The sequence below is a fragment of the Actinokineospora cianjurensis genome (assembly GCF_003663795.1).
GTDB classification, from domain to species: Bacteria; Actinomycetota; Actinomycetes; order Mycobacteriales; family Pseudonocardiaceae; genus Actinokineospora; species Actinokineospora terrae.
Map to the genome: position 1 here is coordinate 119,692 of NZ_RCDD01000006.1, position 25,083 is coordinate 144,774.

General features: G+C 69.0%; 27 protein-coding genes and 1 riboswitch. Of the genes, 15 read left to right on the plus strand and 12 right to left on the minus strand.

Annotation, left to right across the window (positions count from 1 at the left end; translation table 11 throughout):
* The first annotated feature begins 10 nt into the window (after positions 1-10).
* Positions 11-1,168, plus strand: a complete 1,158-nt coding sequence (locus CLV68_RS27735; RefSeq protein ID WP_121393853.1) for an alkaline phosphatase PhoX — start codon at positions 11-13, stop codon at positions 1,166-1,168.
* A 44-nt stretch (positions 1,169-1,212) separates the two neighbouring features.
* On the opposite strand, the gene CLV68_RS27740 is transcribed toward CLV68_RS27735, so the two are convergent.
* Positions 1,213-1,506 carry a 4a-hydroxytetrahydrobiopterin dehydratase gene (locus tag CLV68_RS27740; RefSeq protein ID WP_121394030.1) on the minus strand — a complete coding sequence of 98 codons (294 nt, stop codon included), beginning with the start codon at positions 1,504-1,506 and terminating at the stop codon, positions 1,213-1,215.
* 34 nt (positions 1,507-1,540) lie between these two features.
* Positions 1,541-1,651: riboswitch (TPP riboswitch) on the plus strand.
* Positions 1,652-1,673: 22 nt separating this feature from the next.
* Between CLV68_RS27740 and CLV68_RS27745 the strand changes: the two genes are divergently transcribed.
* The 3 genes from CLV68_RS27745 to CLV68_RS27755 are packed head-to-tail and all read left to right on the plus strand — an operon-like array spanning position 1,674 to position 5,288.
* Entirely contained in the window at positions 1,674-2,711 is a 1,038-nt protein-coding gene (locus tag CLV68_RS27745) for a thiamine ABC transporter substrate-binding protein (protein ID WP_121393854.1), read from the plus strand.
* On the plus strand, positions 2,675-4,273 hold the full coding sequence (locus CLV68_RS27750) for an ABC transporter permease (protein WP_246010144.1): 1,599 nt from the start codon (positions 2,675-2,677) through the stop codon (positions 4,271-4,273). The genes CLV68_RS27745 and CLV68_RS27750 overlap by 37 nt, the downstream gene beginning before the upstream one ends.
* A gap of 16 nt (positions 4,274-4,289) precedes the next feature.
* Positions 4,290-5,288 (plus strand): ABC transporter ATP-binding protein, encoded by a 999-nt coding sequence (locus CLV68_RS27755; RefSeq protein ID WP_121393856.1) that lies wholly within the window; start codon positions 4,290-4,292, stop codon positions 5,286-5,288.
* Positions 5,289-5,983: 695 nt separating this feature from the next.
* Here the strand turns inward: CLV68_RS27755 and CLV68_RS27760 are convergent.
* From CLV68_RS27760 to CLV68_RS27770, 3 genes are read right to left on the minus strand one after another with little or no spacing between them, the layout of a single operon-like run.
* Complete coding sequence (locus CLV68_RS27760; RefSeq protein ID WP_121393857.1) at positions 5,984-6,862, minus strand: ABC transporter permease; 879 nt, start codon at positions 6,860-6,862, stop codon at positions 5,984-5,986.
* 52 nt (positions 6,863-6,914) lie between these two features.
* Positions 6,915-7,904, minus strand: coding sequence for an ABC transporter ATP-binding protein (locus tag CLV68_RS27765; protein WP_246010145.1), 990 nt, complete (start codon positions 7,902-7,904; stop codon positions 6,915-6,917).
* Positions 7,905-7,909: 5 nt separating this feature from the next.
* Positions 7,910-8,974, minus strand: a complete 1,065-nt coding sequence (locus CLV68_RS27770; RefSeq protein WP_121393859.1) for a sigma-E factor regulatory protein RseB domain-containing protein — start codon at positions 8,972-8,974, stop codon at positions 7,910-7,912.
* A 132-nt stretch (positions 8,975-9,106) separates the two neighbouring features.
* Between CLV68_RS27770 and CLV68_RS27775 the strand changes: the two genes are divergently transcribed.
* Genes CLV68_RS27775 through CLV68_RS27785 form a run of 3 tightly spaced genes read left to right on the plus strand, consistent with a single transcriptional unit; the run spans position 9,107 to position 11,564 of the window.
* Entirely contained in the window at positions 9,107-9,841 is a 735-nt protein-coding gene (locus CLV68_RS27775) for a response regulator transcription factor (RefSeq protein ID WP_170224624.1), read from the plus strand.
* Positions 9,842-9,867: 26 nt separating this feature from the next.
* A complete protein-coding gene (locus tag CLV68_RS27780; protein WP_121394032.1) occupies positions 9,868-11,172 on the plus strand; it encodes a sensor histidine kinase in 1,305 nt (434 codons plus the stop codon).
* 11 nt (positions 11,173-11,183) lie between these two features.
* Positions 11,184-11,564 (plus strand): (deoxy)nucleoside triphosphate pyrophosphohydrolase, encoded by a 381-nt coding sequence (locus tag CLV68_RS27785; protein WP_121394034.1) that lies wholly within the window; start codon positions 11,184-11,186, stop codon positions 11,562-11,564.
* Positions 11,565-11,621: 57 nt separating this feature from the next.
* Here CLV68_RS27785 and CLV68_RS27790 read toward each other — a convergent pair whose 3' ends face one another.
* The gene (locus CLV68_RS27790) at positions 11,622-11,816 is read right to left on the minus strand and encodes a hypothetical protein (protein WP_092785511.1); all 195 of its coding nucleotides are present in this window, start codon (positions 11,814-11,816) and stop codon (positions 11,622-11,624) included.
* A gap of 207 nt (positions 11,817-12,023) precedes the next feature.
* On the opposite strand from CLV68_RS27790, the gene CLV68_RS27795 reads away from it, so the two are divergent.
* Positions 12,024-12,899 (plus strand): helix-turn-helix domain-containing protein, encoded by an 876-nt coding sequence (locus CLV68_RS27795; RefSeq protein WP_170224625.1) that lies wholly within the window; start codon positions 12,024-12,026, stop codon positions 12,897-12,899.
* The gene (locus CLV68_RS27800; RefSeq protein ID WP_121393862.1) at positions 12,896-13,078 is read left to right on the plus strand and encodes a DUF397 domain-containing protein; all 183 of its coding nucleotides are present in this window, start codon (positions 12,896-12,898) and stop codon (positions 13,076-13,078) included. The genes CLV68_RS27795 and CLV68_RS27800 overlap by 4 nt, the downstream gene beginning before the upstream one ends.
* A gap of 33 nt (positions 13,079-13,111) precedes the next feature.
* On the opposite strand, the gene CLV68_RS27805 is transcribed toward CLV68_RS27800, so the two are convergent.
* Both CLV68_RS27805 and CLV68_RS27810 read right to left on the minus strand, forming a co-directional pair.
* Positions 13,112-13,522, minus strand: coding sequence for an Imm1 family immunity protein (locus CLV68_RS27805; RefSeq protein ID WP_121393863.1), 411 nt, complete (start codon positions 13,520-13,522; stop codon positions 13,112-13,114).
* Positions 13,519-14,325 (minus strand): DddA-like double-stranded DNA deaminase toxin, encoded by an 807-nt coding sequence (locus CLV68_RS27810; protein WP_147460187.1) that lies wholly within the window; start codon positions 14,323-14,325, stop codon positions 13,519-13,521. The genes CLV68_RS27805 and CLV68_RS27810 overlap by 4 nt, the downstream gene beginning before the upstream one ends.
* An 83-nt stretch (positions 14,326-14,408) precedes the next feature.
* Here CLV68_RS27810 and CLV68_RS27815 point away from each other — a divergent pair, with 83 nt between their 5' ends.
* The 3 genes from CLV68_RS27815 (at position 14,409) to CLV68_RS27825 (ending at position 16,145) form a co-directional block, all read left to right on the plus strand.
* Positions 14,409-15,008, plus strand: a complete 600-nt coding sequence (locus tag CLV68_RS27815; RefSeq protein ID WP_121393865.1) for an SAM-dependent methyltransferase — start codon at positions 14,409-14,411, stop codon at positions 15,006-15,008.
* Between the two features lie 154 nt (positions 15,009-15,162).
* Positions 15,163-15,732 (plus strand): DddA-like double-stranded DNA deaminase toxin, encoded by a 570-nt coding sequence (locus CLV68_RS27820; protein WP_147460188.1) that lies wholly within the window; start codon positions 15,163-15,165, stop codon positions 15,730-15,732.
* A complete protein-coding gene (locus tag CLV68_RS27825; protein WP_170224626.1) occupies positions 15,729-16,145 on the plus strand; it encodes an Imm1 family immunity protein in 417 nt (138 codons plus the stop codon). The genes CLV68_RS27820 and CLV68_RS27825 overlap by 4 nt, the downstream gene beginning before the upstream one ends.
* 35 nt (positions 16,146-16,180) lie before the next feature.
* Here the strand turns inward: CLV68_RS27825 and CLV68_RS27830 are convergent, their stop codons facing one another.
* The 5 genes from CLV68_RS27830 to CLV68_RS34295 form a co-directional block, all read right to left on the minus strand.
* Positions 16,181-16,585 carry an Imm1 family immunity protein gene (locus CLV68_RS27830; protein WP_121393867.1) on the minus strand — a complete coding sequence of 135 codons (405 nt, stop codon included), beginning with the start codon at positions 16,583-16,585 and terminating at the stop codon, positions 16,181-16,183.
* Positions 16,582-17,328: a DddA-like double-stranded DNA deaminase toxin gene (locus tag CLV68_RS33525; protein ID WP_147460189.1), complete on the minus strand. Its 747-nt coding sequence runs from the start codon at positions 17,326-17,328 to the stop codon at positions 16,582-16,584. Before CLV68_RS33525 ends, CLV68_RS27830 begins: the two co-directional genes overlap by 4 nt.
* Entirely contained in the window at positions 17,329-17,586 is a 258-nt protein-coding gene (locus CLV68_RS33530; RefSeq protein ID WP_147460190.1) for a hypothetical protein, read from the minus strand. It abuts the gene before it with no gap.
* A 179-nt stretch (positions 17,587-17,765) separates the two neighbouring features.
* The gene (trpS, locus tag CLV68_RS27840; protein ID WP_121393869.1) at positions 17,766-18,734 is read right to left on the minus strand and encodes a tryptophan--tRNA ligase; all 969 of its coding nucleotides are present in this window, start codon (positions 18,732-18,734) and stop codon (positions 17,766-17,768) included.
* A 153-nt stretch (positions 18,735-18,887) separates the two neighbouring features.
* Positions 18,888-19,028: a hypothetical protein gene (locus CLV68_RS34295; RefSeq protein WP_170224627.1), complete on the minus strand. Its 141-nt coding sequence runs from the start codon at positions 19,026-19,028 to the stop codon at positions 18,888-18,890.
* A 203-nt stretch (positions 19,029-19,231) separates the two neighbouring features.
* Between CLV68_RS34295 and typA the strand changes: the two genes are divergently transcribed.
* The 3 genes from typA (at position 19,232) to CLV68_RS27855 (ending at position 25,027) form a co-directional block, all read left to right on the plus strand.
* On the plus strand, positions 19,232-21,151 hold the full coding sequence (typA, locus tag CLV68_RS27845) for a translational GTPase TypA (protein WP_121393870.1): 1,920 nt from the start codon (positions 19,232-19,234) through the stop codon (positions 21,149-21,151).
* A gap of 226 nt (positions 21,152-21,377) precedes the next feature.
* Positions 21,378-22,979 carry an ABC transporter family substrate-binding protein gene (locus tag CLV68_RS27850; RefSeq protein WP_246010146.1) on the plus strand — a complete coding sequence of 534 codons (1,602 nt, stop codon included), beginning with the start codon at positions 21,378-21,380 and terminating at the stop codon, positions 22,977-22,979.
* A gap of 239 nt (positions 22,980-23,218) precedes the next feature.
* The gene (locus tag CLV68_RS27855) at positions 23,219-25,027 is read left to right on the plus strand and encodes an ABC transporter family substrate-binding protein (protein ID WP_121393872.1); all 1,809 of its coding nucleotides are present in this window, start codon (positions 23,219-23,221) and stop codon (positions 25,025-25,027) included.
* Positions 25,028-25,083 lie beyond the last annotated feature (56 nt).

Consider the following 25,083-nt stretch of genomic DNA (forward strand, 5'->3'; position numbering starts at 1 on the left):
GAGTCTGACCATGCAGCGCCGGAACTTCTTGCGCGTCGCCGTCGTCGGTGGCGCGGCCGTCGTCGGCGGGGCCTCGTGGGGCACCGCGTTCGCCGCGACAGCCCAACCAGGACCGAGCCCGTACGGCGCGTTGCTGGCCCCCGACGCCAACGGCATCCAGCTCCCGGTCGGCTTCAGCAGCCGGGTGATCGCGCGGACCGGCCAGAAGGTCGCGGGCACCGACTACTTCTGGCACCCGGCCCCCGACGGCGGCGCCTGCTTCGCCGACGGCACCGGGTGGATCTACGTGTCCAACAGCGAGGTCCCGCTCGTCGGCGGGGTCGGCGCGGTCCGGTTCGACGCGACCGGCCGCGTCACCGGCGCGTACCGCACGCTCTCGGGCACGAACGTCAACTGCGCAGGCGGCGCGACCCCGTGGGGCACCTGGCTGTCCTGCGAGGAGATCGACTACGGGCGGGTCTTCGAGACCGACCCGTGGGGCGCGCGGCCCGCCGTGGCCCGCCCGGCGCTGGGCCGCTTCAAGCACGAGGCGTGCGCCGCCGACGCCGACCACGGGTACCTCTACCTCACCGAGGACACCCCGGACGGCTGCTTCTACCGCTTCCGCCCGAACACCTGGGGCGAGCTCTCCAGCGGCGTCCTGGAGGTCATGACCGGCGCGGACGACCAGGTCGACGGCCAGGTCGGCTGGGCGCGCGTGCCGGACCCGGACGGGTTCCCGATCACCACCCGCAAGCAGGTCGGCGCCGCCAAGCGGTTCAACGGCGGCGAGGGCTGCCACTACGCGGCGGGCACCTGCTGGTTCACCACCAAGGGCGACAACCGGGTGTGGGCCTACCGCCCGGACACCTCCAGCATCGCCCTCGCCTACGACGACTCGCTCGTCCCGCCGGGCACAGCCACGCTGACCGGCGTCGACAACATCACCCGCTCCACCGCGGGCGACCTCTACGTCGCCGAGGACGGCGGCGACATGGAGATCAACATCATCACCCGGGACGCGCTGGTCGCCCCGGTGCTGCGGGTCACCGGCCAGTCCGGCTCGGAGCTCACCGGCCCGGCGTTCAGCCCCGACGGCCGCAGGCTCTACTTCTCCTCCCAGCGCGGCACCGCCGGGAACGTCTTCGGCGGCATCACCTACGAGGTCACCGGCCCGTTCCGGTCCTGAGCCCCTGGGGAGGCGGCGCCCGGGGACGCCCGGGCGCCGTGCCCCTAGTCGACGGCGCTGACCACCCCGTCGATCTCGGTCGCCAGGTCGGTGTCCTTGGCCGTGACGCCGTTGGCCGAGTGGGTGGAGCAGCGGAAGGTCACCTTGTTCCACCGGATGTCGATGTCCGGGTGGTGCTCGGCGCTCTCGGCGAGCTCCGCCACCCGGTTCACCACCCGGATGGCGGTGGCGAAGTCGGCGAACTCCGCCACCAGGACCAACCCGCCCTCCACCAGCCGCCACCGCGGCAGCCTGCCCAATGCCTTGCCGATCTCCGGGTCGCTCAGCAGTTCAGCCATGGTCCCCATCCTGGCCCCAACCGCAGGCGTACGCTCACCCTGCCACGGGAGTCCGGCACGCCGGGCTGAGAGGAGGGCACGCGGCCCTCGACCGTCCACACCTGATCGGGATCATGCCCGCGCAGGGAGGTGCTCGTGGCGCGCTCGCCCGAGGAAGGACACACCCCATGCGCAGACGCCGCCTCCTGCTGGCCGCCGCCATGACCATCCCGCTGGTCGCGAGCTGCACGGCGAGCTCCCAGGACACCTCAGAGCGCACGGTGGTCCTCGTCACGCACGACTCGTTCACCGTCGAGCAGCCGGTGCTCGACAAGTTCAAGGCCGACACCGGAATCAAGATCGACGTGCGCAAGAGCGGCGACGCGGGCGCGCTGACCACGCAGCTGGTGCTGACCAAGTCCGCGCCGATCGGCGACGCGGCGTTCGGAGTGGACAACACGTTCGCCTCACGCGCGCTCACGGAGGGTGTCTTCGCCGAGTACAAGCCCGCCGACGCCGACAAGGGTCCGCAGAAGTACGCGGTCGACAACTCCAGCAGGCTCACCGCGGTGGACGTCGGCGACGTGTGCGTCAACGTCGACCTCGCCGCGCTCGCGGGCCGCGAACTGGCCACCCCGGCCAGCTTCGAGGACCTCGCCGACCCGCGCTACAAGGACCTCCTCGTCGTCGAGGACCCGGCCACCAGCTCGCCCGGCCTGGCGTTCCTGATGGCGACAGTGGCGCACTACGGCAACAAGGACTGGCCCAACTACTGGAAGCGCCTCAAGGACAACGGCGTCAAGGTCGTCAGCGGCTGGGAAGAGGCGTACACCCAGGAGTTCTCCGGGTCCTCCGGCAAGGGCCCGCGCCCGCTGGTCGTCTCCTACGCCTCGTCGCCGTCGGCGGAGATCGGCACGGACGGCAAGCCCCGCACCGCCGCGCTGCTCGACACGTGCTTCCGCCAGGTGGAGTACGCGGGTGTGCTCAACGGCGCGAAGAACCCCGACGACGCGCGCAAGGTCGTCGACTTCCTGATCTCCGAGACGTTCCAGAAGCTGGTGCCCGAGTCGATGTACGTCTACCCGGCGCGCGACGGCGTCGCACTGCCCGCCGCCTGGCAGCAGGCCGCGCCGCGACCGGAGAGCCCGTCGACGCTGCCGGTCGAGGACATCCAGGGCAACCGGGAGCGGTGGATCGAGCAGTGGCGCACGGCCGTCCGGGCCTGACCGGCGCGCTGGCCGCGGCCGCGCTGCCGCTGGGGTTCCTCGCCGTCTTCTTCCTGTGGCCGGTGGTGGCGATCGTCCGCCTCGGACTCGGCCCCGGCGTCGGCGCGGTCCTGTCCAGTTCGGACACCTGGTCCATCGTCGGCTTCACCCTCGGCCAGGCCGCGGCGGCCACTGCTGTCGCGGTCGCCGCCGGCCTGCCGGTCGCGTTCCTGCTGGCGCGGACGTCGTTGTGGGGCAACGGGTTCGTGCGCGCGGCGGTGATGGTGCCGTTCGTGCTGCCGACGGTGGTGGTGGGCCTGGCGTTCCGCTCGCTGTTCGGCGACGGCGGACCGCTGGCGATCATCCTGGCGAACGCGTTCTTCAACGTGGCGGTCGTGGCCCGCACGGTGTCGGCGCTGTGGTCGCATGTGGACAGACGTGCGGAGGACGCGGCGCGGTCGCTCGGGGCGTCCCGGTGGCGGACCTTCCTCTTCGTCACGCTGCCGGTGCTGCGGCCCGCCATCTCGTCGTCGGCCGCCGTGGTGTTCCTGTTCTGCGCCACCAGCTTCGGCGTGGTCCTGCTGCTGGGCGGCGGGGAGTACGCGACGCTGGAGACCGAGATCTACCTGCGCACGGTGCAACTGTTCGACCTGACCGGGGCGGCGGCGTTGTCGTTGCTCCAGTTGGCCTCCGTTGTCGCGGTGCTGGTGATCGGGGCCGTGCTGCGCCGCCGGTCGACTGCGTTGCGACTGCGGGGGCGGGCGGACACGGCGCGGCGTCCGGTCGGCGGCGAGCGGGGCGTTGTCGCGGCGGCGTATGCGGTGATCGCCGCGCTGATGGTGCCGATCGTGTCGCTGGTGGCCAAGTCGTTCGAGTCGGGGCTCGACGGCTACCGTGCGATCGGCGGGACCGGGTTCCGCGGGTCGTTGCAGGTCACGGGCTGGGAAGCGGTGCTGAACTCGCTGCGCGCGGCAACCGATGCGACCATGCTCGCCTTGGTGCTGGGCATCCTCTCGTGCGTCGCACTGGTGACGCTGGGCCGGACCCGAGCCCGCCCCAGCCTCATCGAGACCATCGACACCGCACTGATGCTGCCCCTGGGCGTCTCCGCGGTGACGGTCGGCTTCGGCTACCTGATCACCCTGGACGCGCTGCCCGGCGACCTGCGCACGTCACCGCTGCTGGTCCCGCTGGCGCAGGCCCTCGTGGTGACCCCGCTGGTCATCCGCACCCTGCTCCCGGTACTGCGGTCGATCGACACCCGCCTCCGCCAAGCCGCGGCCACCCTCGGCGCCCCACCCTGGCGAGTCTGGCGCGAGGTCGACATACCCCTGTCGGCTCGTTCCTTCGTCGCCGCCACCGCCTTCGCCTACGCCGTGGCCCTGGGCGAGTTCGGCGCCACCAGCTTCCTGGCCCGCCCCGAATCCGCCACCCTCCCCGTGGTCATCGGCCGCCTGGTGGCCCGCCCGGGGGAGCTGAACAACCAGCTGGCGTACGCGTCCTGCACCCTGCTGATGCTGGTCACCGTGGCCATCGTCATCGCCGTGGACCGCCTCCGCGTCGGCACGGTCGGGGAGTTCTAGTGCTGAGGAGGTCTCGATGCTTCGCGTTGACGGTCTGACCGTGCGGTACGGGCGGGTGGCGGCTGTTTCGGCGGTGGACGTGGAGATCGCCGACGGGGAGGTGTTGGCGCTGCTGGGGCCGTCCGGGTGCGGGAAGTCGACGCTGCTGCGGGCGGTGGCGGGGTTGGAGCCCGCGGACGGGGGGATTTCCTGGGACGGGGTGGATCTGGGCGGGGTGCCGGTGCACCGGCGCGGGTTCGGGCTGGTGTTCCAGGACGGGCAGCTGTTTCCACATCGGACGGTCGCGGGGAATGTCGCGTTCGGACTGCGGATGGCGGGGGAGCGGAAGGTCGCCGCCCGGGTGGACGAACTGCTGGACCTGGTGGGCCTCGCCGGTTTCGGCCCGCGCCGCGTGACGGAGCTGTCCGGCGGCGAGCAACAGCGGGTAGCCCTGGCTCGGGCCCTCGCACCCCGCCCCCGGTTGCTGCTACTGGACGAGCCACTGTCTGCTTTGGACAGATCACTCCGCGAACACCTGGCCATCGACCTGTCCCGCCTGCTGCGCGACTCCGGCACCACCGCCCTGGTGGTGACCCACGACCACGACGAGGCATTCACCCTGGCCAACCGAGTAGCCGTCATGCGCGCCGGTCAGATCGTCCAAACCGGAACCCCGAACCAGGTCTGGCGCCACCCCGTCGACGAGGACACCGCCCGCTTCCTGGGCTGCACTTCCTTTGTTGACGCCACAGCAACCAACGGCATCATCCACACCCCCTTCGGCCCAACCCCCTTCCCCCTCCCCAACGGCCCCGTCCGCCTCGGCCTACGCCCCACGGCCCTGAACGCCGCCCCCGGCCCCACCACCGGCACCATCACCACCACAGTCCACCACCGCGACCACATCCGACTCACCGTGCAAACCCCCACCCTCCTAGTGGACGCCACAGCCAGCATCGCCTCCACCCCCGCCCCCACCCCCCACACCCAAACCCCCCTATCCCTAAACCCCGACGGCCTAGCCATCATCGGCTAGCGCCCCACGATCCCCATCCCCCCAACCTGTCCACAGCCCCGATCGTGACTCTGGCCCCCTCTGCGCGCCCCCACCTAGGCTTGATTCGGGGGCTGCTCGATCCGGTGTCCAACAGTTGGGACTGCGCGGCATCGCCGCCCTCTTACCCCACCGCCCCGCTCTTACTCCGCCGGGACGCATGCCTTCGTCGTCCACCCGGTCGCGGTGCTGGGCGCCGTGTGCCCGGAATACGCGACGCGCCCCGAGCGAGCCATCCTCAACCACACCGCCATGCTCGCCACGGGCCTCTTCCTGCCCCGACGCCTGCCCAGTGCAGACTCCAGTCGATCCCCATCGCCTCAAGCTGTCCACAGCCCCGACTATCACCCTGGCCCCGCCACTTGCTTCCACCTAGGCTTGATTCGGGGGCTGCTCGACGCCGCGCCTACCGGTTAGCGCCACCGGACGTCGCCTCCCTCTTACCCGAACGCCACACTTACCCCTGCCGCGCCCAACGTCTGCCCAGTGCCCATTCCTGCCGCTCCGTCCGGATATCCCCATCCCCCCAACCTGTCCACAGCCCCGACCATCACCCTGGCCCCCTCCGCGCAGCCCCACCTAGGCTCGATTCGGGGGGCTGCTCAGCCAGGACGCCCTGGACAGCGCAACGGCGACGCCCCAAGCGAGGCGTCGCCGTTGTGTCCCCGAGCGGCAGGTCAGCCGTCTCGGGTGAGCATGCGGCTGTAGGCGATGGAGCCGCCGATCAGCATGTAGCAGGCCGCGCGCAGGGCGCCGTCCACGAGCGGGCTCCAGGCGATGGGGTCGCGGATGATCTCGCCGACCGCGTCCCAGCTCGTCGTCACCAGCACCGGGTCGATCCAGTCCAGCGCCGGGATCGCGCTCAGCACCCCCGACACGATCACCAGCCCGAGCGTCACCACCACCACGATCAGCGGGTGCTCGGTGAACGCCGACACCGCCAGCGCCACCGCGGCCAACGCCCACACCTGCAGCGCCACGTACACCACCGTGATCGCCACCCGCCCGAGCGCCTCCCCGAACGGCAGCGACGTCCCCGAGGCGGTCAGCATGCCGTCGCCCCCCAGCAACAGCACCCCCGTGATCATCCCGGTGACCGCCATCAGCACCACGGCCAGCAACGTCACCGCCGCCACCCCGAACGCCTTCACCGCCAGCAGCCGCCCCCGCCCGACCGGGGCCATCAACATACCCCGCAACGTCCCGTGCGACGACTCCCCGGCCAACGCGTCCGCCGCCAGCATCGCCCCGGTCAGCGGCAGCAGCATCACGACAGCGACCGACAGCGCGAAGATCGGCAACAGCATCCCGTTGCCCATCACCAACGCCGCCATCGCGTCACCCTCACCGGTCTCCCCCGACGCGGTCGCGATCGCGATCCCGATGCCCATCACCACCGGCACCAGCCCCAACAACCCCAACCCCACCAGCGTCCGGGGCCTGCGCAACACCATCCGCAACTCGGACCGAAGCACCCGCCCCAACGGCGCCCGCCGCACGACCAGCTTGTCCACCCCACCCGCCCCACCCACCAGATCGGCGGTCTGCGCGCTCATCGGACTTCCCCCTCGTTCAATACCCAGACCCGGCCGAAAGCCGCCCGCCCGTTCATCGGGCGTCCTCCGTGACCAACGTGTCCAGATCGCCCAGTTCCGCCGTCGACGTGTCCTCCGTCAGCCGCGCGAACAGGTCCTCCAGCCCGGTCCGCTGCCGCCGCACCTCGTGCACCGGCACCCCCGCCCGCACCAGGACCTCCACCACCGCAGGCGCCGTAGTGGCCGTCAGGTCCACCCGAACCCCCTCCGGCACCGCCCGAGCAGGCACCCGCTGTTCCCGCAGAGCGTCCACCGCCAGCGTCACCTCAGGCGTGGTCACCAGCAGGTTCGCGCTCCCCGCCTCCAGCAGCGACGACAGCTCCCCCTGCGCCACCACCGTCCCCTGGTTCAGCACCGCCACGTGCGTGCAAGTCGCCTCGACCTCGGCCAGCAGGTGTGACGACACCAGCACCGTCGTCCCCGCGGCGTGCAGGTCGGCGATGATCGTCCGGATCTCCCGCGTGCCTGCGGGGTCCAGTCCGTTCGTCGGCTCGTCCAGCACCACGAACTGCCGTGGTACCAGCAAAGCCGCCGCCAGACCGAGCCGCTGCTTCATCCCGAGTGAGTACCCCCGGAACCGCCGCCCCGCCGCCCCCGACAGCCCGACCCGCTCCAGCGCCGCCCCCACGGCCCCCGGGATGTCCGACGTGGACAACAGCGGTTCCGCCGCAGCAAAGCGCAACAAGTTCTCCCGGCCCGAGAGGAACGGGTAGAACCCAGGCCCCTCCACCAACGCCCCCACCTGGGGCAACGCCAGCGCGGCGCCGTCCGGCATCCGCTGACCGAGCAGTTCCACCTCACCCGCGGTGGGCGTCACCAGACCGAGCAGCATCCGGATGGTCGTCGTCTTACCTGAACCGTTGGGGCCGAGCATCCCCAGTACCGCACCCGTTGGGACTACCAGGTCGACGTTGTCCACGGCGACCGTGCCCCGGTAGACCTTACGAAGGCCCTTGGTGCGGGCGGCCGCGGTAGGAACCGCGGCCGCCCTCTGCTCGGTCAAGCCGCTCACTTCTGCCCGAGGGCGTCGATGAGGACCTGCTGCGGCACGGCACCGACCGCGACCCGGCCGTCGGCGGTCACCAGCGCGGTGCCGACCTTGGTCGAGATCACGTACCCGGTGCCGAACGACCCGGAGACCTCCTTGCCCAGCTTCTTGAGGATGCTGGTGGCGTCCACCGGACCGCCGCGCTCGCCGGACTGCGGGATCTGCGCCGACAGCAGCGCCGCGGGGACCTTGCCGGTCGCGACCACGTCCCAGCCCTCGCCGACGACCTTCAGGTCGGCCGACTTGAGCAGTTCACCCTTGTCCTCCGACGACTTCTCCTGCTTGCCCTCGGTGACCTTCGCGCCTGCGGGCGGGGTGAAGGTGAACAGTGCCGGGTCCTGCGCACCGGTGCTGAACTGGGTGAACCCGATCCGCAACGCCGGGTCGGACTGCCCGTTGGCCAGCACCTCCAGCCGCAGCGGCACCCTGGTCTCGGAGTCGACGGCGATCCGGACCTCGCGCAGCAGCGTCCGCTCGGTCGGCTTCGGGGTCAGCACCAGCTGGTACGCGGCCCGGTCGGCGACCCGCGCGGTCCCGTCCACGGTGACCGTGGAGTCCTTCTTGAGCAGCTCGACCAGGTCGCGGGCCGCCGTCGCCGGGTCGGCCAGCTTCTCCTCGGAGTCGTCCTTGGCCTCGCTGGTGAACTTCGTGACCGACTTGTCCGAGGAGTTCCACAGCCAGGTAGTCGTACCGTCCTGGACGAAGGTCCGCTCGCCGCCGCCCTGCTTGAGCGCGATCCGGCCGCGGCCCTGTCCGTCGGCGTAGACCCGTGCAAGCTCGTCGTCGCTAGAGCCCTGGGGCAGACCCGGGATCGGCAGGCCGATGTTGTTGCGTAGCTCTACCGCACCCGCCAGCGCCGGGATCTTCGCGTCGATGACCGACTGCACGAGCGCCTCAGCGCTAACGGGCGGCAGCGTCGGCGGCGCCTCGTTGGCCCCCGCCGGGCTCGCGATCAGGACCAGCCCGACGACCCCCGCCGCTGTTCCCGCTGCCGCGACGGTCAGCGCCGTCCTCTTCCTGTCCATTGCTCTCTCCCCTGTTCGGGTTGTCGTTCCCGCACCGAGAACACTGCGCCACCCTCGCTGAGATGGTGCTGAGAGCGCCCGGCCTGCTGAGAGTCGGCTGAGAGTCCACGCCCCTGGTGGGCCGCTAGCGCCATGATGGCACCTGTGAAGCCTCGGGTGCTGGTGGTCGACGACGAGCTGGGCGTGCGGCGCGCCCTGCAACGCGGGTTGACCGCCGAGGGAATGGACGTGGTCGTCGCCGCTGACGGGCCCAGCGCCCTGCGGGTGGCGCTGACCGGCGCGTTCGACGTGATCCTGCTCGACATCATGCTGCCCGGCCTGTCCGGCTACCGGGTGCTGGAGCGGCTGCGCGCCGAGGGCGTGCGCACCCCGGTGCTGCTGGTGTCGGCCAAGGACGGCGAGGTCGACCAGGCCGACGGCCTCGACCTGGGCGCCGACGGGTACCTGGTCAAGCCGTTCTCGTTCGTGGTGCTGGTCGCCCAGGTCCGCGCGGTGCTGCGGCGCGGCTCGGACGAGGGCAACGGGCGGACGCTGCGGCTGGGCAGGCTGGAGGTCGACCGGGGGACCCGTCAGGTGCGGTTCGACGGCGCGCAGGTGTCGCTGAGCCCGCGGGAGTTCGCGGTGCTGGACACGCTGGCCGGGCGCGCGGGGTCGGTCGTCACCAAGGACGAACTGCTGCGCGCCGTGTGGGGCGACGAGCAGGCCGCGACCCGCAACGCCGTAGAGGTGTACGTCGGCTACCTACGGCGCAAGCTCGACGCCGCGGGCGCGGACGGCATCGTGCGGACGGTGCGCGGTCACGGCTACCTGGCCTCGACGTCGGAACTGGACGCCGCCATCGACCCGGCCGCGGCCCCACCCCGGTGATCGGCTTGCTGTGGCGGCGCCGCTCTATGCGCTTCCGAGTCACGACCGTCGCCACGGCCGTCACCCTCGCGGTGCTGGTAGTGCTGGCCCTGCTGACCAGCCGCATGATCGGACCGCTGCTGGTCAGGTCTACCGACGACGAACTCGCGCCAGTGCTGTCTGCGGCTCTTACGGCAGTAGCTGAAGGCAAGGCGCCCTCATCCGGTACGCCCAACATCAACGTGCACGTCCTCGACACCGCGGGCACGCCCGTAGACGGCAAGCCAGCGCCGTTGCTCTCACCTGCCGACGTGCGGGTCCTCAAGGCCGGTACGCCTGTCCTGCGCCTCACAGACACCCCACCCACGCGCTGGCAGGGCACCATCGCGACCGGCCCTGACGGTTCTCAACGCCTGGTAGTCGTAGGCGCTGGCCTGCCCGGTTACGCGGCCGCGCACGGTAGTGCTCTCCGGTGGCTCTTGGTCGCCGCGATCATTGTTGCCGCCGCCAGCGCTCTAGCCACCTGGTTCGCGGTGCGATCAGCCCTCCGACCAGTGCAAAGAATGCGCGCAGCAGCGACCCGCCTAGGGGCAGGCAAACGTTTGCCCCTGCCGTCGTCGCACGATGAGTTGCACTCCCTCGCCGGAGCTCTCAACGACCTCTTGGCCCGCCGCGACGAAGCCGCAGACAGGCTAAGACGCTTCACCGGCGACGCGGCCCACGAGCTCCGATCCCCGGTCGCCTCGATCCGCGTCCAGGCTGAGGTCGCGGTCCGACACCCCGACCCGGAGCTGTCCCAAGAGGTCCTGACCGACGTTGTCCACGAGTCCGAGCGGCTGTCAGCTCTAGTCGACGGCCTACTCACCCTGGCCCGTTCCGACGCAGGCGAGGTACCCCCAGCAGAGCCGGTAGACCTAACTGCGGCCGCTCACGCTGCCGCTGCCCGCTGCACCTCCGACGACGGCCCCGAGGTCGTAGTCCACACCCCGACGGGGCTGTCCTGGGTCTGGGCCGCCCACAACGAGGTGGATCTGGTTCTGGACAACCTCCTCAGGAACGCCGTCCGCCACGCGCGCTCCCTGATCACGGTCACGGTCATCACAGGCTCTAACGTCACCAGACTCGTAGTGGACGACGACGGCTCGGGTATCGCGGCCGAGCACCGCCAGCGCGTATTCGACCGCTTCTACCGAGTCCAGGACGACCGCGCGCGCAGCAGCGGGGGAACCGGCCTCGGCCTGGCTCTAGTGGCGGAGGTGATCCGTAGGCGCGGCGGGACAGTGCGCGTGGCGGAGTCGCCAGAAGGTGGTGCGCGCTTCCTGGTGAGTTGGCGAACGACGTCCCTGTCGTAAGGATGTCCCGCATGCTCGTAGTGGTGGGAACGGCGATCGTTGGCCCGCAAGGTCTCTTGGCGCAAGAGCGCGCGTTCCCGCCAGAGGTGGCTGGGATGTGGGAGGTCCCCGGTGGTCGCGTGGAGCCGGGGGAGACGGATGAAGAGGCTGTCGTACGCGAGTGCATGGAAGAGCTAGGCGTAACGGTGAAGGTGGGGGAGAGGGTCGGCGCGGACGTCCCCTTGCGCGAAGACCTCGTGCTCAGGGTCTATGCGGCGCAACTGGTAGACGGCGAACCCACGGCCCGCGAACACCGGACGTTGAGGTGGCTCACCGCGGCCGAGTTGTCCACGGTGACCTGGCTCCCGGCCGATGAGGCCCTGCTCCCGGACCTGCGGGTGCTCCTGGCCTGACTTCCTTGGGCCGTCCCAGGGTGTGCCGCCCGGGGCAGCGGCACACCCCAGCGGCCCTCAGGCGGCGAGTTCGGTGCTGCAGACGCTGATCAGGGTCTCCAGGGCGTCGCGGGTGAAGCGCATGGTGAAGTCCTGGCCGGTGATGCTCTCGTTGAAGTGGACCTCGACGCCGTCGCTGCCGGTCTCGGCGCGCATGACGCAGTCCGCGTTGATGGTGACGAAGGTGTCGACGACGATCGGGGCGTGCCGCATGGGCTTCCTTTCGGGGGTGGGGTCGGGATCGCGCTGCGCTGATCACTGACTACGCTGCGAAGGCGGGCCCGGCGTTGTGGGTTACATGTATCCCATAATGTAGGGGGTACATGCATCCCTCGACAGACCCCCGATCGGGGGAAGTTTCCCCGGGCGCAACGAGATGGTGGGATGGCGGTAGCCGTGCCCACGACGACAGGAGGACCGATGGCGAAGGGCGCAGCCACCATGCCCCGAGTCTTCCTCGGCGTGGCCCTGGCCCAGCTCCGCTCGGACGCGGGCATCTCCCTGGAAGCGGCCGCCAAGCACGTGGGCAAACCCCGCCAGCGCCTGATGAACTTGCTGGAAGGCCGCGCCACCTTCACCGCCGAGGAACTCACCACCCTCGCCAAGTACCTGGGCGCCACCGGAGACCGCCTCTCCGAACTCGAATCCCTAGGCGCCGAAGCAAGAAAATCCCCCACCGGCGACCCCTACACCGACCTAGGCCCAGAATCCTGGCGCCGCGTCGCCTACCTGGAAGCCAAAGCCGAGTCGATCCAGGCATACGAGAACGGCGTCTTCCCCGCTCTGGTCCAAAGTGGTGAGTACCTCACTGCCCTGAACGAGGCCAGCGAAGGCATCTGGCTCGATGCCGCTCCCGAACCGGCGCGCGCGAAGCGAGTAGCGGCCCGCTTGGAACGGCAGCGTTCAGTCTTCGACCATGCTGATTCCAAGCACATCCAGCTGTACTTCACCGAAGACACGTTCAACGCCGGAGTCGGTAGTGCGGACGTGATGGCCGCTCAGTGCGACTACATCACCGAGTTGGCTCGCGCCTACCAGAACCTGGCCATTCGTATCATCCCTAGTCCTGTCTGGGACAACCCCGCGCACTACGGCGCCTTCGTGCTCTTCGGGTTTGGTGCGTTGCTGAGGCCGATCGGCTTCCTGCCGGTCATCTACGGCCCGTCGACCTACATCGACAAGCCGGAGGACACCGATCGGATCGCCCGAGCCTTCGAGCGGCTCGATCAGTTGGCGCTGAGCCGCGACGACAGCCTGGCAATGGTTGCTGCAAAGAGCGAAGGGTTCAGCAAATGACTATCGGTCCCCAAGACACCGGCTGGTTCAAGAGCAGTTTCAGCGGCGCCGCCAACGATAACTGCGTCGAGATCCGCTTCACCCGCGACAACCCCGTGGCGATCCGCGACTCCAAGAACCCCACCGCCACCCTCACCACCCCGAACTGGTCCCAGTTCCTCACCACCCTCACCCGCTGACCTCCCCGGGGCGCCCCCCAGCGCCCCGGGTTCTCACCCCACCTCGCGCCACTCAACACATCCCGGCCGCGACCGAGTCCGCAGGTACTCCGCCACCGCCGCGTACACCAGCTCCACCGGCACCTCCGTGTACCGCTCGACCTCGGACTCGTGAAACCCCGCCAACCAATACGACAACCGCTCCGCGTTCGCCCCTCCCACCGGCGTGAACGACGAGTCCCCCTCCTGCCACTCCAGGATCCCCACCTCCCCATTGACCCCGAACGTCAACATCGACTGCTCGGTCGAGGTCAGATCCATCCGCTTCTCACTCAGCGACCACATCCACGGAATCTCCACCCCACCCCCATTCAACGCCCGAACCTCAGCGACCAGGTCAACCCCCGGCAAGATCTCATCCATAGCGATGAACCCCCGATGGATGATGGGCTCAGTTCCGGTCACCTCGTAGCCTTCCCGTGGTAGGTCCGCTTGAACGGATCGCCCTTGGCATCTGTACCCAGGACCGTGAGCGTACGGCCCTCCGGGATGAACGCGGGCAGAACGTCATCGCACCCCGGCGGATCTCCTGGCTCGGAGCCGCAGGGAGCGTGATTGATGATCACTCGCCCCTCGCGCGCATTCGTCTGGATCATCATCGTCACCGTCTTCATCTCAACGTGGTTGTTCAACCCCTTGGCGCGGCGAAGGCCCAACGACAGCAGTCTCGCGCGCGCGTCATCAGCCCAAGGGTCCGATCGCGTAGCGGTGATCTCCCCGACGTCTCGGCCGTCGAGTTGGACCCAGCCCGTCATCGGCGGAGAATCCTGCCGTGCTCGACGTACCCGTGCTGGGAGAAAGTCGTGGTACGGGTTGGACTCCTCGGGATAACGGTCTCCGTGGAGATTCGCGATTCCGGTCGATTGTGTTGTCGTTGGCGGATCTGACACTCGCGTCATGACACGGTTCGTCGCTTGTGACATGCCTTGGTAGCCGGGGTTGCTGCCACCTGGTGCGTGGTGCTCGGCAGCATCAGAGACCGACTGCTCAGCCAGCACCAGTGCCCGATGCAGATCCTCCAGATGACTGCGCACCGACTCCAGAGCTGCCCATATGGCGCTACGTCCGCTCGCCTGCCCCAGCAGCGCGGTCACGTCCTGCGCCGTCTCGTCCAGCCACGTCGACAGAGCATTGATCTGCTCCGCCGCGTGGTCCTTGAGCAATTGCGCCAACCCGCGAAGGCGCTGAGCCTCACCGTGGATCGACATAGTCAGCACAGTAAGGGGTGCCGTCCAACCCGACTAGGCGAGATTCACCCGATGCCGCGCTGGGATCAGCGTAGGTTTGCCCCATGGACTGGCAAACCTGGCACGACGACTACGACGACCCCACTTCCACCCTGTCGCGCCGCCTCAGGGCCGTCCAAGGCCAGATCGTCGCCTTCCTCGACGCCGCGCCGCCGGGCCCGATCTCCGTTCTCAGTCTCTGCGCAGGCCAAGCCCGCGACATCCTCGGCGTGCTCCCCACCCACCCCCGCCGCCACGACGTCCACACCAGACTCGTCGAGCTGGACCCCGGAAACACCGCCATAGCAACCGAAACCGCTCACGGCCTCACCACAGAAATCATCACCGGCGACGCAGGCAACACCACCAACGCCACCCAATCCGACCTAGTCCTCCTCTGCGGCATCTTCGGCAACATCCCCGACGCCGACATCAAACGCACAATCGACCTGGCCCCCCAACTGACCACCAACACCATCATCTGGACCCGCACCCGCCGCCGCCCAGACCTGGTCCCCACCATCTGCGCCTGGTTCGAACAACACCACTTCACCCGAACCTGGCTCTCCTCCCCCACAGAAGACTTCGGCATCGGCGTCCACCGCCTCACCACCCCACCCCAACCCCTCCAACCCGACCAACACCTCTTCACCTTCACCCGTTGACCACTCCGCCTTGTCCATCGCTGACAGCGTTCACCGCCTAGCGGGCCTTGTCGCATCACTTGCTGATCTCCAGCGGCTCTTGAGGCTGTGCCAGCGAGAGTTGGATGCGGTCGACCGGGATGTCGTCGAGATCTTGGGTCCTACCCGGCGAGCAGTGAGGATCAACGAGGCGCTCGGTCATGCAGAGCAGCGCCTACAAGTCCTGGACGCACTGCTTGACCAGGCCATGGCGGCTGCGCAGGTCTCCTTGGACCATCATCGAAGCCCGCCCGCCTCCGCGGCGAGATCAGGCTCGTCGTCAGAGTTCCCGGCAACCGTCGGCCATGGCTTGCGCGTCGGACTTCCACCGGACCTTCCGCGCGTCGCGAACGGTGTGCGTCGACGACCAGCGGCGAAAACGCATGGCAGGTGGCTGGGATCGGATGGCGTGGTAAGAGAGGAAGTCAGTGGGTGGGACAGCAAATATTACGAGGCGGTCGAGTGGTTCTATGGCCAGCCTGAGAAGAAGGTCCCGCTGACTGCTGCTGATGTGGAGGTCAAGCTCGCTGTGCACATGCGGAACAACAAGATCATGCGGGTGGAGTTGGCAATCAACAACATTCCCTGCGTCGGGGAATGGGGATGCGATACCCTGGTGCCGAGAATCCTGCCTCGCGGCTACACTATGACGATCCACGGATCCGGTGGGTTTCACGCCATTTACCACGGGGAGGCGAATCCATGATCGCGATCAGGGCATATTTCGAGGACGGCGACCCTGTGGTCCTCCGAACTCCTGACGACGTCATCGCGCTCATGGACCGTGTTCAGGCCGAGTCGCGTGAGTACGACCTCCCACTGTTCATGCAGTGGTACGTGGACGGCGACTCTGACGCGCTCGAGTTTGGTGTGGGTGTGAACAACGATCTCGGAGCGCTCACCTTCTCCGGTGGTTCCTGGCCAGGCTTGTGGTTCAGCCAGGGCGACGGCGCAGGAGACGAGTTGCTCAGCTACGACTACATGAGCCACGAACGACCAGTGCCCGCTCGCAGCGAAATCCCTTTCGAGGACGTTCGCCGAGCCGCACTGGAGTTCCTCGCGACCGGCGATCGGCCGTCATCCATCGAATGGATAGCCATGCACGGAAAGGCGACGTGAAGACCACTGCAAGTCAGAAAACGCGGCGGTCGATCTCATGCTGCGTCGGAGGCCCGGATCCAGTCGATGCAGCGGGGGCGGGCGCCGGTGTGGATGAACTCGGTGACGGCTTCCAGTACGAGTTCGTAACGCACCTCAGTGCCGGGGAGTTGGGGATTGTGATCGCCGTCGGGGGTGAAGTAGTCGGCGTGGGTGGTGTTGGTGCCGTTGGCCGGGATCCAGGTGCCGCCAGGCTCCTCGTCCCAGGTGAGGGCGCCGAGGTGGCCTCGGACCCCGACCGTGAGGCAATGGTCGTGCTCAGCGGTGATGTGGTTGAGCCACCAGACGGTCCCACTGGAAGCGGTGCCGCCGTGGTGCGCACTTAGCGCATCGAGGACGACGGTGGAGTCGCCGTTGAGTTCGGGGATGTCGTAGACGCTGGGCGCGTCGGAGGTGGTCATCGTTGTCCTTGGGCGCGCAGAACGGTGGGTTGTCCGTCAATGGTGGTGCCGTAGATGGTGAGGGTATAGCCGGTTGGCAGGTAGCGCGGCAGGGCGGATCCGCAGCCGAGGTAGGGAGCGTTGTCGGGACACGGCCGGTGGTTGATGGTGAGTTCGACTTCGCGGCGGCCAGTGGCGATCATCATGGCGGCGACCTGGATCTCGACGTGGGCGGACAGGAACCGCGCGTTGCGCTTCCGCAAGCCGACCTCGATCAGGCCCTGCTCGGCAACGGCTGACCACCGAGGGTGGTAGCCGGAGACCACAGGGGTGTCGCGCCTGTCGCCGATGGCGGGCCAGTCATCGTGGTGTACGTGTCCAGTGGTCTTGTCGCGGACGCCATCGGACGTGCGCCGGTCCGGCATTCCGGCGGCACACCAGTCAGACTCAGGCGGGTAGCGGGCACCGTCGCGGCCCTGAGGGGCTGGGTTATCCCTGGTTGAGGCCGCGAGTGCTGGATTGCCCTGGGTGTGGTGGTCGGCGATGGCGACGATCAGCGCTCGAAGTTGACGCAAGCCCGCGTCCACGTTGCGTAGCAATGCGTCGACTGTCCTGGCTTGAGCTTGTAGGCCGGAGTGCTCGGTCAGTTCCGTTGCAGCGACGGCCAGAGCCTCGCAGTGGTCGAGAACTGTTGCGATTGCCTGAACGGGGATCTGGTCGGCTGCGCGACGCAATGCGGCGGCGTGCTCGGCTACTGAAACCACTCACGCGCGATCACGGTGGTGGTCAGCATGCTCGATCAAAGCGGCACTCCATTGACGCAGACTGGTGATGGCGGCGTCGAGGTCGCCGCTCACGCGCGAGCCAAGAGTTCGGACGTCGTGCGAACCTGTGGTGGAGCCTTGGGCGCGGGCGATATCGCTGAGGGCTGCGTCCAGTTCGTCGCGGGCCGCAGCTGCGGCAGTTGTGGGAACGCGAGTGGCCAACCATCGCAACTGCGTGGCCTGGGATCCGATGTCCACTCTTCTCCTCCTGCCGCCTCTTACCCACGAACAAGAGCGATCTTTCCTGGTGAGGAGCTGACGTCAGCGAGGAATGCGGAGGTGTCACCCGATGAGGTCAGGGCATCAGGTGGCAGAAGCTGCGTTGGGGTCCACCGCCATCGGTGAACCCCAATCACAGCAGTCTGATCAGCAATCCCTCATCCGCTGAGGCCCGCCATCCGCAGCGCTGATTCCAGCACGTGCTGGCCCCGTTCGCGGGCCCGTGCGGCACCGGCGGCGCGGATCTCGTCGAGCTCCTTCGGGTCGTCCAGGAGTTCCAGGGCCGATGCCCGCAGGGGGGCCAGTTCCGCCACCACCGCCTCGGCGGCGGCCTCCTTCAGCTCCCCGTAGGACGAGTACTCGTCGGCGATCTCGACCGGGGAGCGGCCGACGCACGCCGCCAGGACCTCCAGCAGGTTGGCCAAGCCCGGTTGGGTCGTCGGCCGGTACTCGAGGCGCTTCTCGTTGTCGGTGACCGCGCGCATCACCTTGCGGCGCACCAGGTCCGGGTCGTCGAGCAGGAACACGACGCCCGCGTTGTCCTGAGTGGACTTCGACATCTTGCGGGTCGGGTCGGACAGGTCCATCACGCGGGCGGCCGTCGGGGCCATCACGGCGCGCGGTACCACGAAGACCTCGCCGAAGGTCGAGTTGAACCGCCGGGCCAGGCTCCTGGCCAGCTCGACGTGCTGGGTCTGGTCCTGGCCGACCGGCACCTCGGTCGCCCCCTGCAAGAGGATGTCCGCCGCCATCAGCACCGGGTAGGTGAGGAGTCCTAGCCGAACCATGCCCTGGCCGTCGGCGCGCTGCTTGAACTGGGTCATCCGCGCCGCCTCGCCGAACGAGCACGTGCACTCCAGGACCCAGCTCAGCGCGCCCAACTCGCGCACCAGGTCGGACTGGACGAACACCCGGTCCGGTTTGATCCCGGCCGCCAGCAGCACGGCCAGCAGTTCCCGGGACAGCGACCGCAGCCGGGACGGGTTGTACGACACCGTCATCGCGTGCAGGTCGCTGACGAAGTACAGGTCACCGGCACTGCCCTCGCGCGCCCACCGGCGGATCGCGCCCAGGTGGTTGCCGAGATGGGCGTGGCCGGACGGGGTGATCGCCGACAGGCGGGTCATCTCTTCGCTCCTCGAAGCCTGGGCCGCCCGCCCGGGGTCCCAAGACCGCCCGGGTGGGCGGCCTGTGGGGTGCACAACGTCAGGGCCGCCGGTCGGTGGCCCACCACAGGGTGACGTTGTGAGTGCTCATCACGGCGAACGGTAGCGCAGCCGTCACGCCGCCTTCAATCGTTTCAGCGCCAGCACCGGGCACCTGCCGCAGCGCGGTTTCGACTGGCAGCACTTCTTCTTGACCTTGCCGGACTTCATCAGCTTGCGGACGGTCTCGGCGGGTGTGCGCTGCTTCTTCCCCACGTCCCCCCACCTCCCCGTTCCGGTCAAAACCCGCAACTGAGGTTAGGTTAACCTTCCTTGATCGCGTGCGTGGTGCTGCTCACACCACCCGACGGGGTATCCTGGTGTACGCCATCAGCAGCGCATCCGCTGCGCGGGCGCCCTGCCACGTGACATGCCCGGGCCGCCCTCAACCGCCAGAGCAAGGAACCGGGAGCACGCGCGTGCCCACAGCGACCGCATCCGCCGAGCAGGCCACCTCAGGTCTGCGCCGCAACGACCTGCGCAACGTCGCCATCGTCGCGCACGTCGACCACGGCAAGACGACCCTGGTCGACGCCATGCTGCGCCAGTCAGGCGCCTTCGCCGCGCGCGCCGAACTCGTCGACCGGGTCATGGACTCCGGCGAGTTGGAGCGGGAGAAGGGCATCACGATCCTGGCCAAGAACACCGCCGTGCGCCGCCAGACGCCGGACGGGCCGATCGTGATCAACGTCGTCGACACCCCCGGCCACGCCGACTTCGGCGGCGAGGTCGAGCGTGGACTGGCCATGGTGGACGGTGTCCTGCTGCTGGTCGACGCCTCCGAAGGCCCGCTGCCGCAGACCCGGTTCGTGCTGCGCAAGGCGCTGGCCTCGAACCTGCCGGTCGTGCTGGTGGTCAACAAGGTCGACCGCCCGGACGCGCGGATCGCCGAGATCGTCGAGGAGACCCACGACCTGCTGCTGGAGCTGGCCTCCGAGCTGGACAACGTGGACGAGTCCGTGCTGGACCTGCCGGTCGTCTACGCCTCCGCCCGCGCGGGCATGGCCAGCCTCAACCAGCCCGAGGACGGCGGCCTGCCCGACAGCGAGAACCTCGACCCGCTGTTCGACCTGCTGATGGACAAGGTCCCCGCGCCGCTGGCCGACGCAGGAGGCCCGCTGCGCGCCCTGGTCACCAACCTCGACGCGTCCAGCTTCCTCGGCCGCATCGCGCTGTGCCGGATCCACTCGGGTCGGCTGCGCAAGGGCCAGACCGTGGCCTGGATGCGCGAGGACGGCACCACCGCCAACGTCCGCATCACCGAGCTGCTGGTCACCGAGGCGCTGGACCGCGTCCCCGCCGAGGAGGCGTCCGCCGGTGAGCTCGTCGCCATCGCGGGCATCCCGGAGATCACCATCGGCGACACCCTCGCCGACCTGGACAACCCGGTCGCGCTGCCCCGGCTGACCGTCGACGAGCCCGCCATCTCGATGACCATCGGGGTCAACACCTCCCCGCTGGCCGGTCGCAACGGCGGCAACAAGCTCACCGCGCGCGTGGTCAAGGCCAGGCTCGACGCGGAGCTGGTCGGCAACGTCAGCGTGCGCGTGCTGCCCACCGAGCGCCCCGACGCGTGGGAGGTGCAGGGCCGTGGTGAGCTGGCGCTGGCCATCCTGGTCGAGCAGATGCGCCGCGAGGGCTTCGAGCTGACCGTCGGCAAGCCCGAGGTCGTCACCCGCACCATCGACGGCAAGCTGTGCGAGCCGTTCGAGCACCTGACCGTGGACGCCCCCGAGGAGTACCTCGGCGCCATCACGCAGCTGCTGGCAGGCCGCAAGGGCCGCCTGGAGCACATGGGCGGGCACGGCAGCGGCCGCATCAAGGTCGAGTACGTCGTCCCGTCGCGCGGCCTGATCGGCTTCCGCACCGACTTCCTCACCGAGACCCGCGGCACCGGCATCGCCAACGCCATCTTCGAGGGCTACTTCCCGTGGGCCGGTGAGATCCGCAGCCGCCACACCGGCTCGCTGGTCGCCGACCGCCAGGGCCCGACCACCGCGTACGCCATGCTCCAACTCGCCGACCGCGGCACCTTCTTCGTCGACCCCGGCGCCGACGTCTACGAGGGCATGGTCGTCGGTGAGAACCCCCGCGCCGAGGACCTGGACGTCAACGTCACCAAGGAGAAGAAGCTCACCAACATGCGCTCCTCCTCCGCCGACGTCTTCGAGACCCTGGCCAGGCCGCGCAAGCTCAGCCTGGAAGAGGCCCTCGAGTTCTGCGCCAACGACGAGTGCGTCGAGGTGGCCCCGGAGGTCGTCCGCGTCCGCAAGGTCATCCTCGACGCCACTACCCGAGGCCGCCAGCGCTCCCGCGACAAGGCCCGCGACCAGCGGTAGTCCTGTCTGAGGTAGATCACACGGAACCTGCGCCCAGGCCCGTGCGTCATGCGGTTGGCTGCATAACCGGTGGCGGGGCGGGTCTGGGAGCATGGGCCTTTCGTGGTCGCCTGGGGGAGGAGGGGTCGTGTGGCTCGCGCGTTGTAGGGGGGCTGCGCGGCTGGGGGCTGTGCTGGTGGTCGCGGTGGCCGTGGGGGGCTGTACGAACGCGCCGCCGCCGCCGTTGGTGACCACCGAGGTGGCGCGGACCCAGACGACGAAGCTGCCGACCCCCAACGAGGCCGTGGTCGGGGTGGACAGCGTCGCGGGGGGCTACAACCCGCACAAGTTCTCCGACCAGTCCACGATCACCACCGCGCTCGCGCAGGTCCTGCTGCCCTCGGTGTTCCGCCCCGGTCCGGACGGCACCCCGACGCTCGACCGCACCCTGATGGCCTCCGCCGAGGTCACCAGCGCCGAGCCGTACACGGTCACCTACCACCTGCGCCCCGAGGCGGCCTGGTCCGACTCCGCGCCCATCGCCGCCGAGGACTTCGTCTACCTGTGGGAGCAGCTGCGCGAGGAACCCGGCGTGATCGACAGCGCGGGGTACCGGCTGATCTCCAACATCTCCGCCAGCGACGCGGGCCGGGTCGTCGAGGTCACCTTCGCCAAGCCCTACCCGGGCTGGCGCGGCCTGTTCGCCAACCTGCTGCCCGCCCACCTGCTCAAGGACATCCCCGGCGGCTGGGCGAACGTGCTGCGCGAGAACTTCCCGGTCACCGCGGGCCCGTTCTCGGTCAAGGGCATCGATCGCGACCGCGGCGAGGTAGTCCTAGAGCGCAACGACCGCTACTGGTCGACCCCCGTCCCACTTGACCGGGTCATCCTGCGCCGAGGTGACGCTGACGGCATCGCCTCCGCTCTGCGCTCCGGGCACGACCAGTTGGCCCTGTCCGCGCCGGACGCCGACGGTCTCACCGCCATGACCAACCTCGGCCTGACCGTCACCACGACCACCGTGCCCCGCCCCACCGTCGCCACGGTCCTGCTGCGCCCGGTCGGTGCCGCGATGGCCGACCAGCGCATCCGCTCCGCCGTGGTCGCGCTGACCGACCGCGAGGCCCTGGTCAAGGCAGGTACCGGCGGCGGCCCCGGTCTGCCCGCGAACGCGCAGGTCCTGGCCCCGAGCGCCCCGGGCTACACCTCGACCGCCGCGCCGCCGACCAAACCGGACCTCGCGCTCGCCCAGAGCCTGCTCACCCAGGCCGGGTACACCCGGGTCAACGAGGGCTGGATGCTCGGCGCCACCCCGCTCAACCTGGTCATCGCCGCCCCGGCCGGTCGCCCCGACTACATCGACATGGCCCGTGAGCTGCAACGGCAGCTGTCCGCGGGTGGCGTCCAGTCCCGGCTGATCACCCCCGAGGCCGACCTCCTGTTCACCGACCTGCTGGCCCCGCGCCCGGCCGCCGCCACCGCGCCCGCCGAGCAGGTCGACCTCGTAGTGGCCCCCCAGCCCGCCGGTGGCGACCCGGTGACCGCGCTGGCCACTCGGTTCGGCTGCGCGCCCGTGACAGCGGGTACGCCCGTCGCAGCCGCCAACCCGACGGGTTTCTGCGACCAGACCGTGCAGGACACCATCGACAAGGCCATCACCGGCGGCGTCGGCCTCTCTGAAGCGCTCGGTCTGGTCGAACCGACACTGTGGAGCCGCGCGGTTTCACTACCTCTTTACCAAGAGGCCGACGCGCTGGTCGTCCGCCGCGAAATGTCCGGTGTGGCCCCCGGGCCGCCGGGCGCCGGACCGTTCGCGACGGCTCCTCAGTGGCAACGACCCCAGGGGTGACTCAGACCACGCTGCGTCATGGGACGACACCGTTGGGTACCTGCTGGTAACGGTCTCGTTGCACCCCGACGCCTGCCGGTCACCCTTTGGTCACGATCGCCGCGCCAGAGGTGACCCCGGTGACAGTTGGTTCCTAGCGTGCCCACCTAGTGCGCCGCCCAACGGTCGTTGGGCGCGTGAAGGGTTCCGGGTGCGGCCCGGCCGGATCGGTCGTGGGCGACCCTGTGCTAGGAGGGCACGTGTCAACTAAGAGAAACTCACTGTCGGCGATCGCGTTGGTCGTCGGTGCGTCGCTCGTCCTGAGCGCGTGCGGCGGTGGTTCCAGCGACAACGGCGGCAGCACCGGGGCGCAGGAGCCGACCGGCGACATCGCCTCGATGGCGATCGCGAAGGGCGAGTCCGGCGACGAGTACACCTCGCCGGAGGTTCCGCAGTCGACTGACACCTTCGTCGTCTCGACCGACAACCCGTACACCGCGTACAACAACTCGGCGGCGGACGCGAACAACTCGTACAACACGTTCGCGCTCGCGCAGGTCATCTCGGGCGCCTACAAGCTCGACGGCAACAACAAGGTCCTGCTCAACAAGGACGTGATGGACAGCGTCGAGGTCACCAGCAAGTCCCCGCAGGTCGTCACCTGGAAGATCAAGCCGGGCGTGACCTGGTCCGACGGCGAGGCGTGGGACTGCGACGACTTCTACCTCGCGTGGCTGTCCTCGACCGGCAAGTCCAAGGGCGCCGACGGCAAGGACATCTTCACCTCGGCCAACACCACCGGCTACGAGCTCATCGACAAGGTCGAGTGCCCCTCGCAGACCGAGGTCGTCACCACCTTCGGCACGTCCTACCCGGACTACAAGGGCCTGTTCGGCATCTCGCTGGACATCATGCCCGCGCACATCCTGGAGAAGGCGACCGGCGTCGCGGACGTCACCAAGCTGACCCCGACCGGCGGTGACCAGGCCGCGCTCGGCAAGGTGGCCGAGTTCTGGAAGACGAAGTGGAACGGCTTCGACAAGGCGCTGATGCCCGCGTCCGGCGCCTACCAGATCACCGCCTTCGAGCAGAACAACTCCGTGACCCTCGAGCGCAACCCCAAGTGGGTCGGCAAGCCCGGTGGCCCGGCCAAGATCGTGCTGCGCGGCATCTCCGACCAGGTCGCCCAGGCCCAGGCACTGGAGAACGGCGAGGTCCAGGTCAACTCCATGGCCCAGCCGGACGCCAACGCCGCCGAGCGGCTGCGCGGCCTGTCCTCGCAGGGTGTGCGCTTCGGTGCCTCCAACGGCCTCTCGTTCGAGCACATGGACCTCAACTTCAAGAACAAGTGGTTCGCCGACCAGGCCGTCCGCAAGGCGTTCATGCAGTGCGTGAACCGCGACGAGCTGGCCGAGAAGCTGATCCGCCCGGTGCTCGAGAACGCCAAGCCGCTCGGCTCGCTGGTCTTCTTCCAGGCCGAAGAGGGCTACACCGACAACTACGCGCAGTACAAGGGTGACGCGGCCGCGGCCAAGTCCACCCTCGAGGGCGCCGGCTACACCATCGGTGGCGACGGCATCGCGACCAAGGGCGGCGAGAAGGTGTCGATCAAGATCAGCCACACCGACATCCCGCGCCGCAAGCAGACCGTCGAGCTCATCCAGTCCCAGTGCAAGCCCGCGGGCCTGGAGATCATCGACGACACCGACCCGAACTTCCTCGACACCCGGGTGAGCCAGGGCGACTACGACGTGGCCCTGTTCGCCTGGTCCGCGGCGCCGTTCAAGTCCAGCCAGAAGGCGATCTACGAGACCGGCGGCGGCCAGAACTGGTCCAACTACGCCAACTCCAAGGTCGACGCCGCCTACAAGGACGCGAGCAGCAACCTCGACGAGGCCGCTTCCCGCAAGGCGTTCCAGGACGCCGACCGCCTGATGGCCGAGGACAACTACTCGCTGCCGCTCTACCAGCTCCCCAACATGTGGGCGTTCAAGGGCATCGACAAGGTCTACTTCCAGTCGTACAACGGCGCTCTCTGGAACGCCAACGAGTGGGTCAAGACCTCGTAGTCGACTCCCTGCCGCCACCCAGGCGGCGACACATCTGGTCGACGAAGTCCGAGGGG

Excerpts from the sequence above, each read along its gene's own strand:
- CLV68_RS27735 (WP_121393853.1), top strand. The coding sequence starts at position 11 with ATGCAGCGCCGGAACTTCTTGCGCGTCGCCGTCGTCGGTGGCGCGGCC.
- CLV68_RS27740 (WP_121394030.1), bottom strand. The coding sequence starts at position 1,506 with ATGGCTGAACTGCTGAGCGACCCGGAGATCGGCAAGGCATTGGGCAGG.
- CLV68_RS27745 (WP_121393854.1), top strand. The coding sequence starts at position 1,674 with ATGCGCAGACGCCGCCTCCTGCTGGCCGCCGCCATGACCATCCCGCTG.
- CLV68_RS27755 (WP_121393856.1), top strand. The coding sequence starts at position 4,290 with ATGCTTCGCGTTGACGGTCTGACCGTGCGGTACGGGCGGGTGGCGGCT.
- CLV68_RS27760 (WP_121393857.1), bottom strand. The coding sequence starts at position 6,862 with ATGAGCGCGCAGACCGCCGATCTGGTGGGTGGGGCGGGTGGGGTGGAC.
- CLV68_RS27770 (WP_121393859.1), bottom strand. The coding sequence starts at position 8,974 with ATGGACAGGAAGAGGACGGCGCTGACCGTCGCGGCAGCGGGAACAGCG.
- CLV68_RS27775 (WP_170224624.1), top strand. The coding sequence starts at position 9,107 with ATGATGGCACCTGTGAAGCCTCGGGTGCTGGTGGTCGACGACGAGCTG.
- CLV68_RS27780 (WP_121394032.1), top strand. The coding sequence starts at position 9,868 with ATGCGCTTCCGAGTCACGACCGTCGCCACGGCCGTCACCCTCGCGGTG.
- CLV68_RS27785 (WP_121394034.1), top strand. The coding sequence starts at position 11,184 with ATGCTCGTAGTGGTGGGAACGGCGATCGTTGGCCCGCAAGGTCTCTTG.
- CLV68_RS27790 (WP_092785511.1), bottom strand. The coding sequence starts at position 11,816 with ATGCGGCACGCCCCGATCGTCGTCGACACCTTCGTCACCATCAACGCG.
- CLV68_RS27795 (WP_170224625.1), top strand. The coding sequence starts at position 12,024 with ATGGCGAAGGGCGCAGCCACCATGCCCCGAGTCTTCCTCGGCGTGGCC.
- CLV68_RS27800 (WP_121393862.1), top strand. The coding sequence starts at position 12,896 with ATGACTATCGGTCCCCAAGACACCGGCTGGTTCAAGAGCAGTTTCAGC.
- CLV68_RS27810 (WP_147460187.1), bottom strand. The coding sequence starts at position 14,325 with ATGTCGATCCACGGTGAGGCTCAGCGCCTTCGCGGGTTGGCGCAATTG.
- CLV68_RS27815 (WP_121393865.1), top strand. The coding sequence starts at position 14,409 with ATGGACTGGCAAACCTGGCACGACGACTACGACGACCCCACTTCCACC.
- CLV68_RS27825 (WP_170224626.1), top strand. The coding sequence starts at position 15,729 with ATGATCGCGATCAGGGCATATTTCGAGGACGGCGACCCTGTGGTCCTC.
- CLV68_RS27830 (WP_121393867.1), bottom strand. The coding sequence starts at position 16,585 with ATGACCACCTCCGACGCGCCCAGCGTCTACGACATCCCCGAACTCAAC.
- trpS (WP_121393869.1), bottom strand. The coding sequence starts at position 18,734 with ATGACCCGCCTGTCGGCGATCACCCCGTCCGGCCACGCCCATCTCGGC.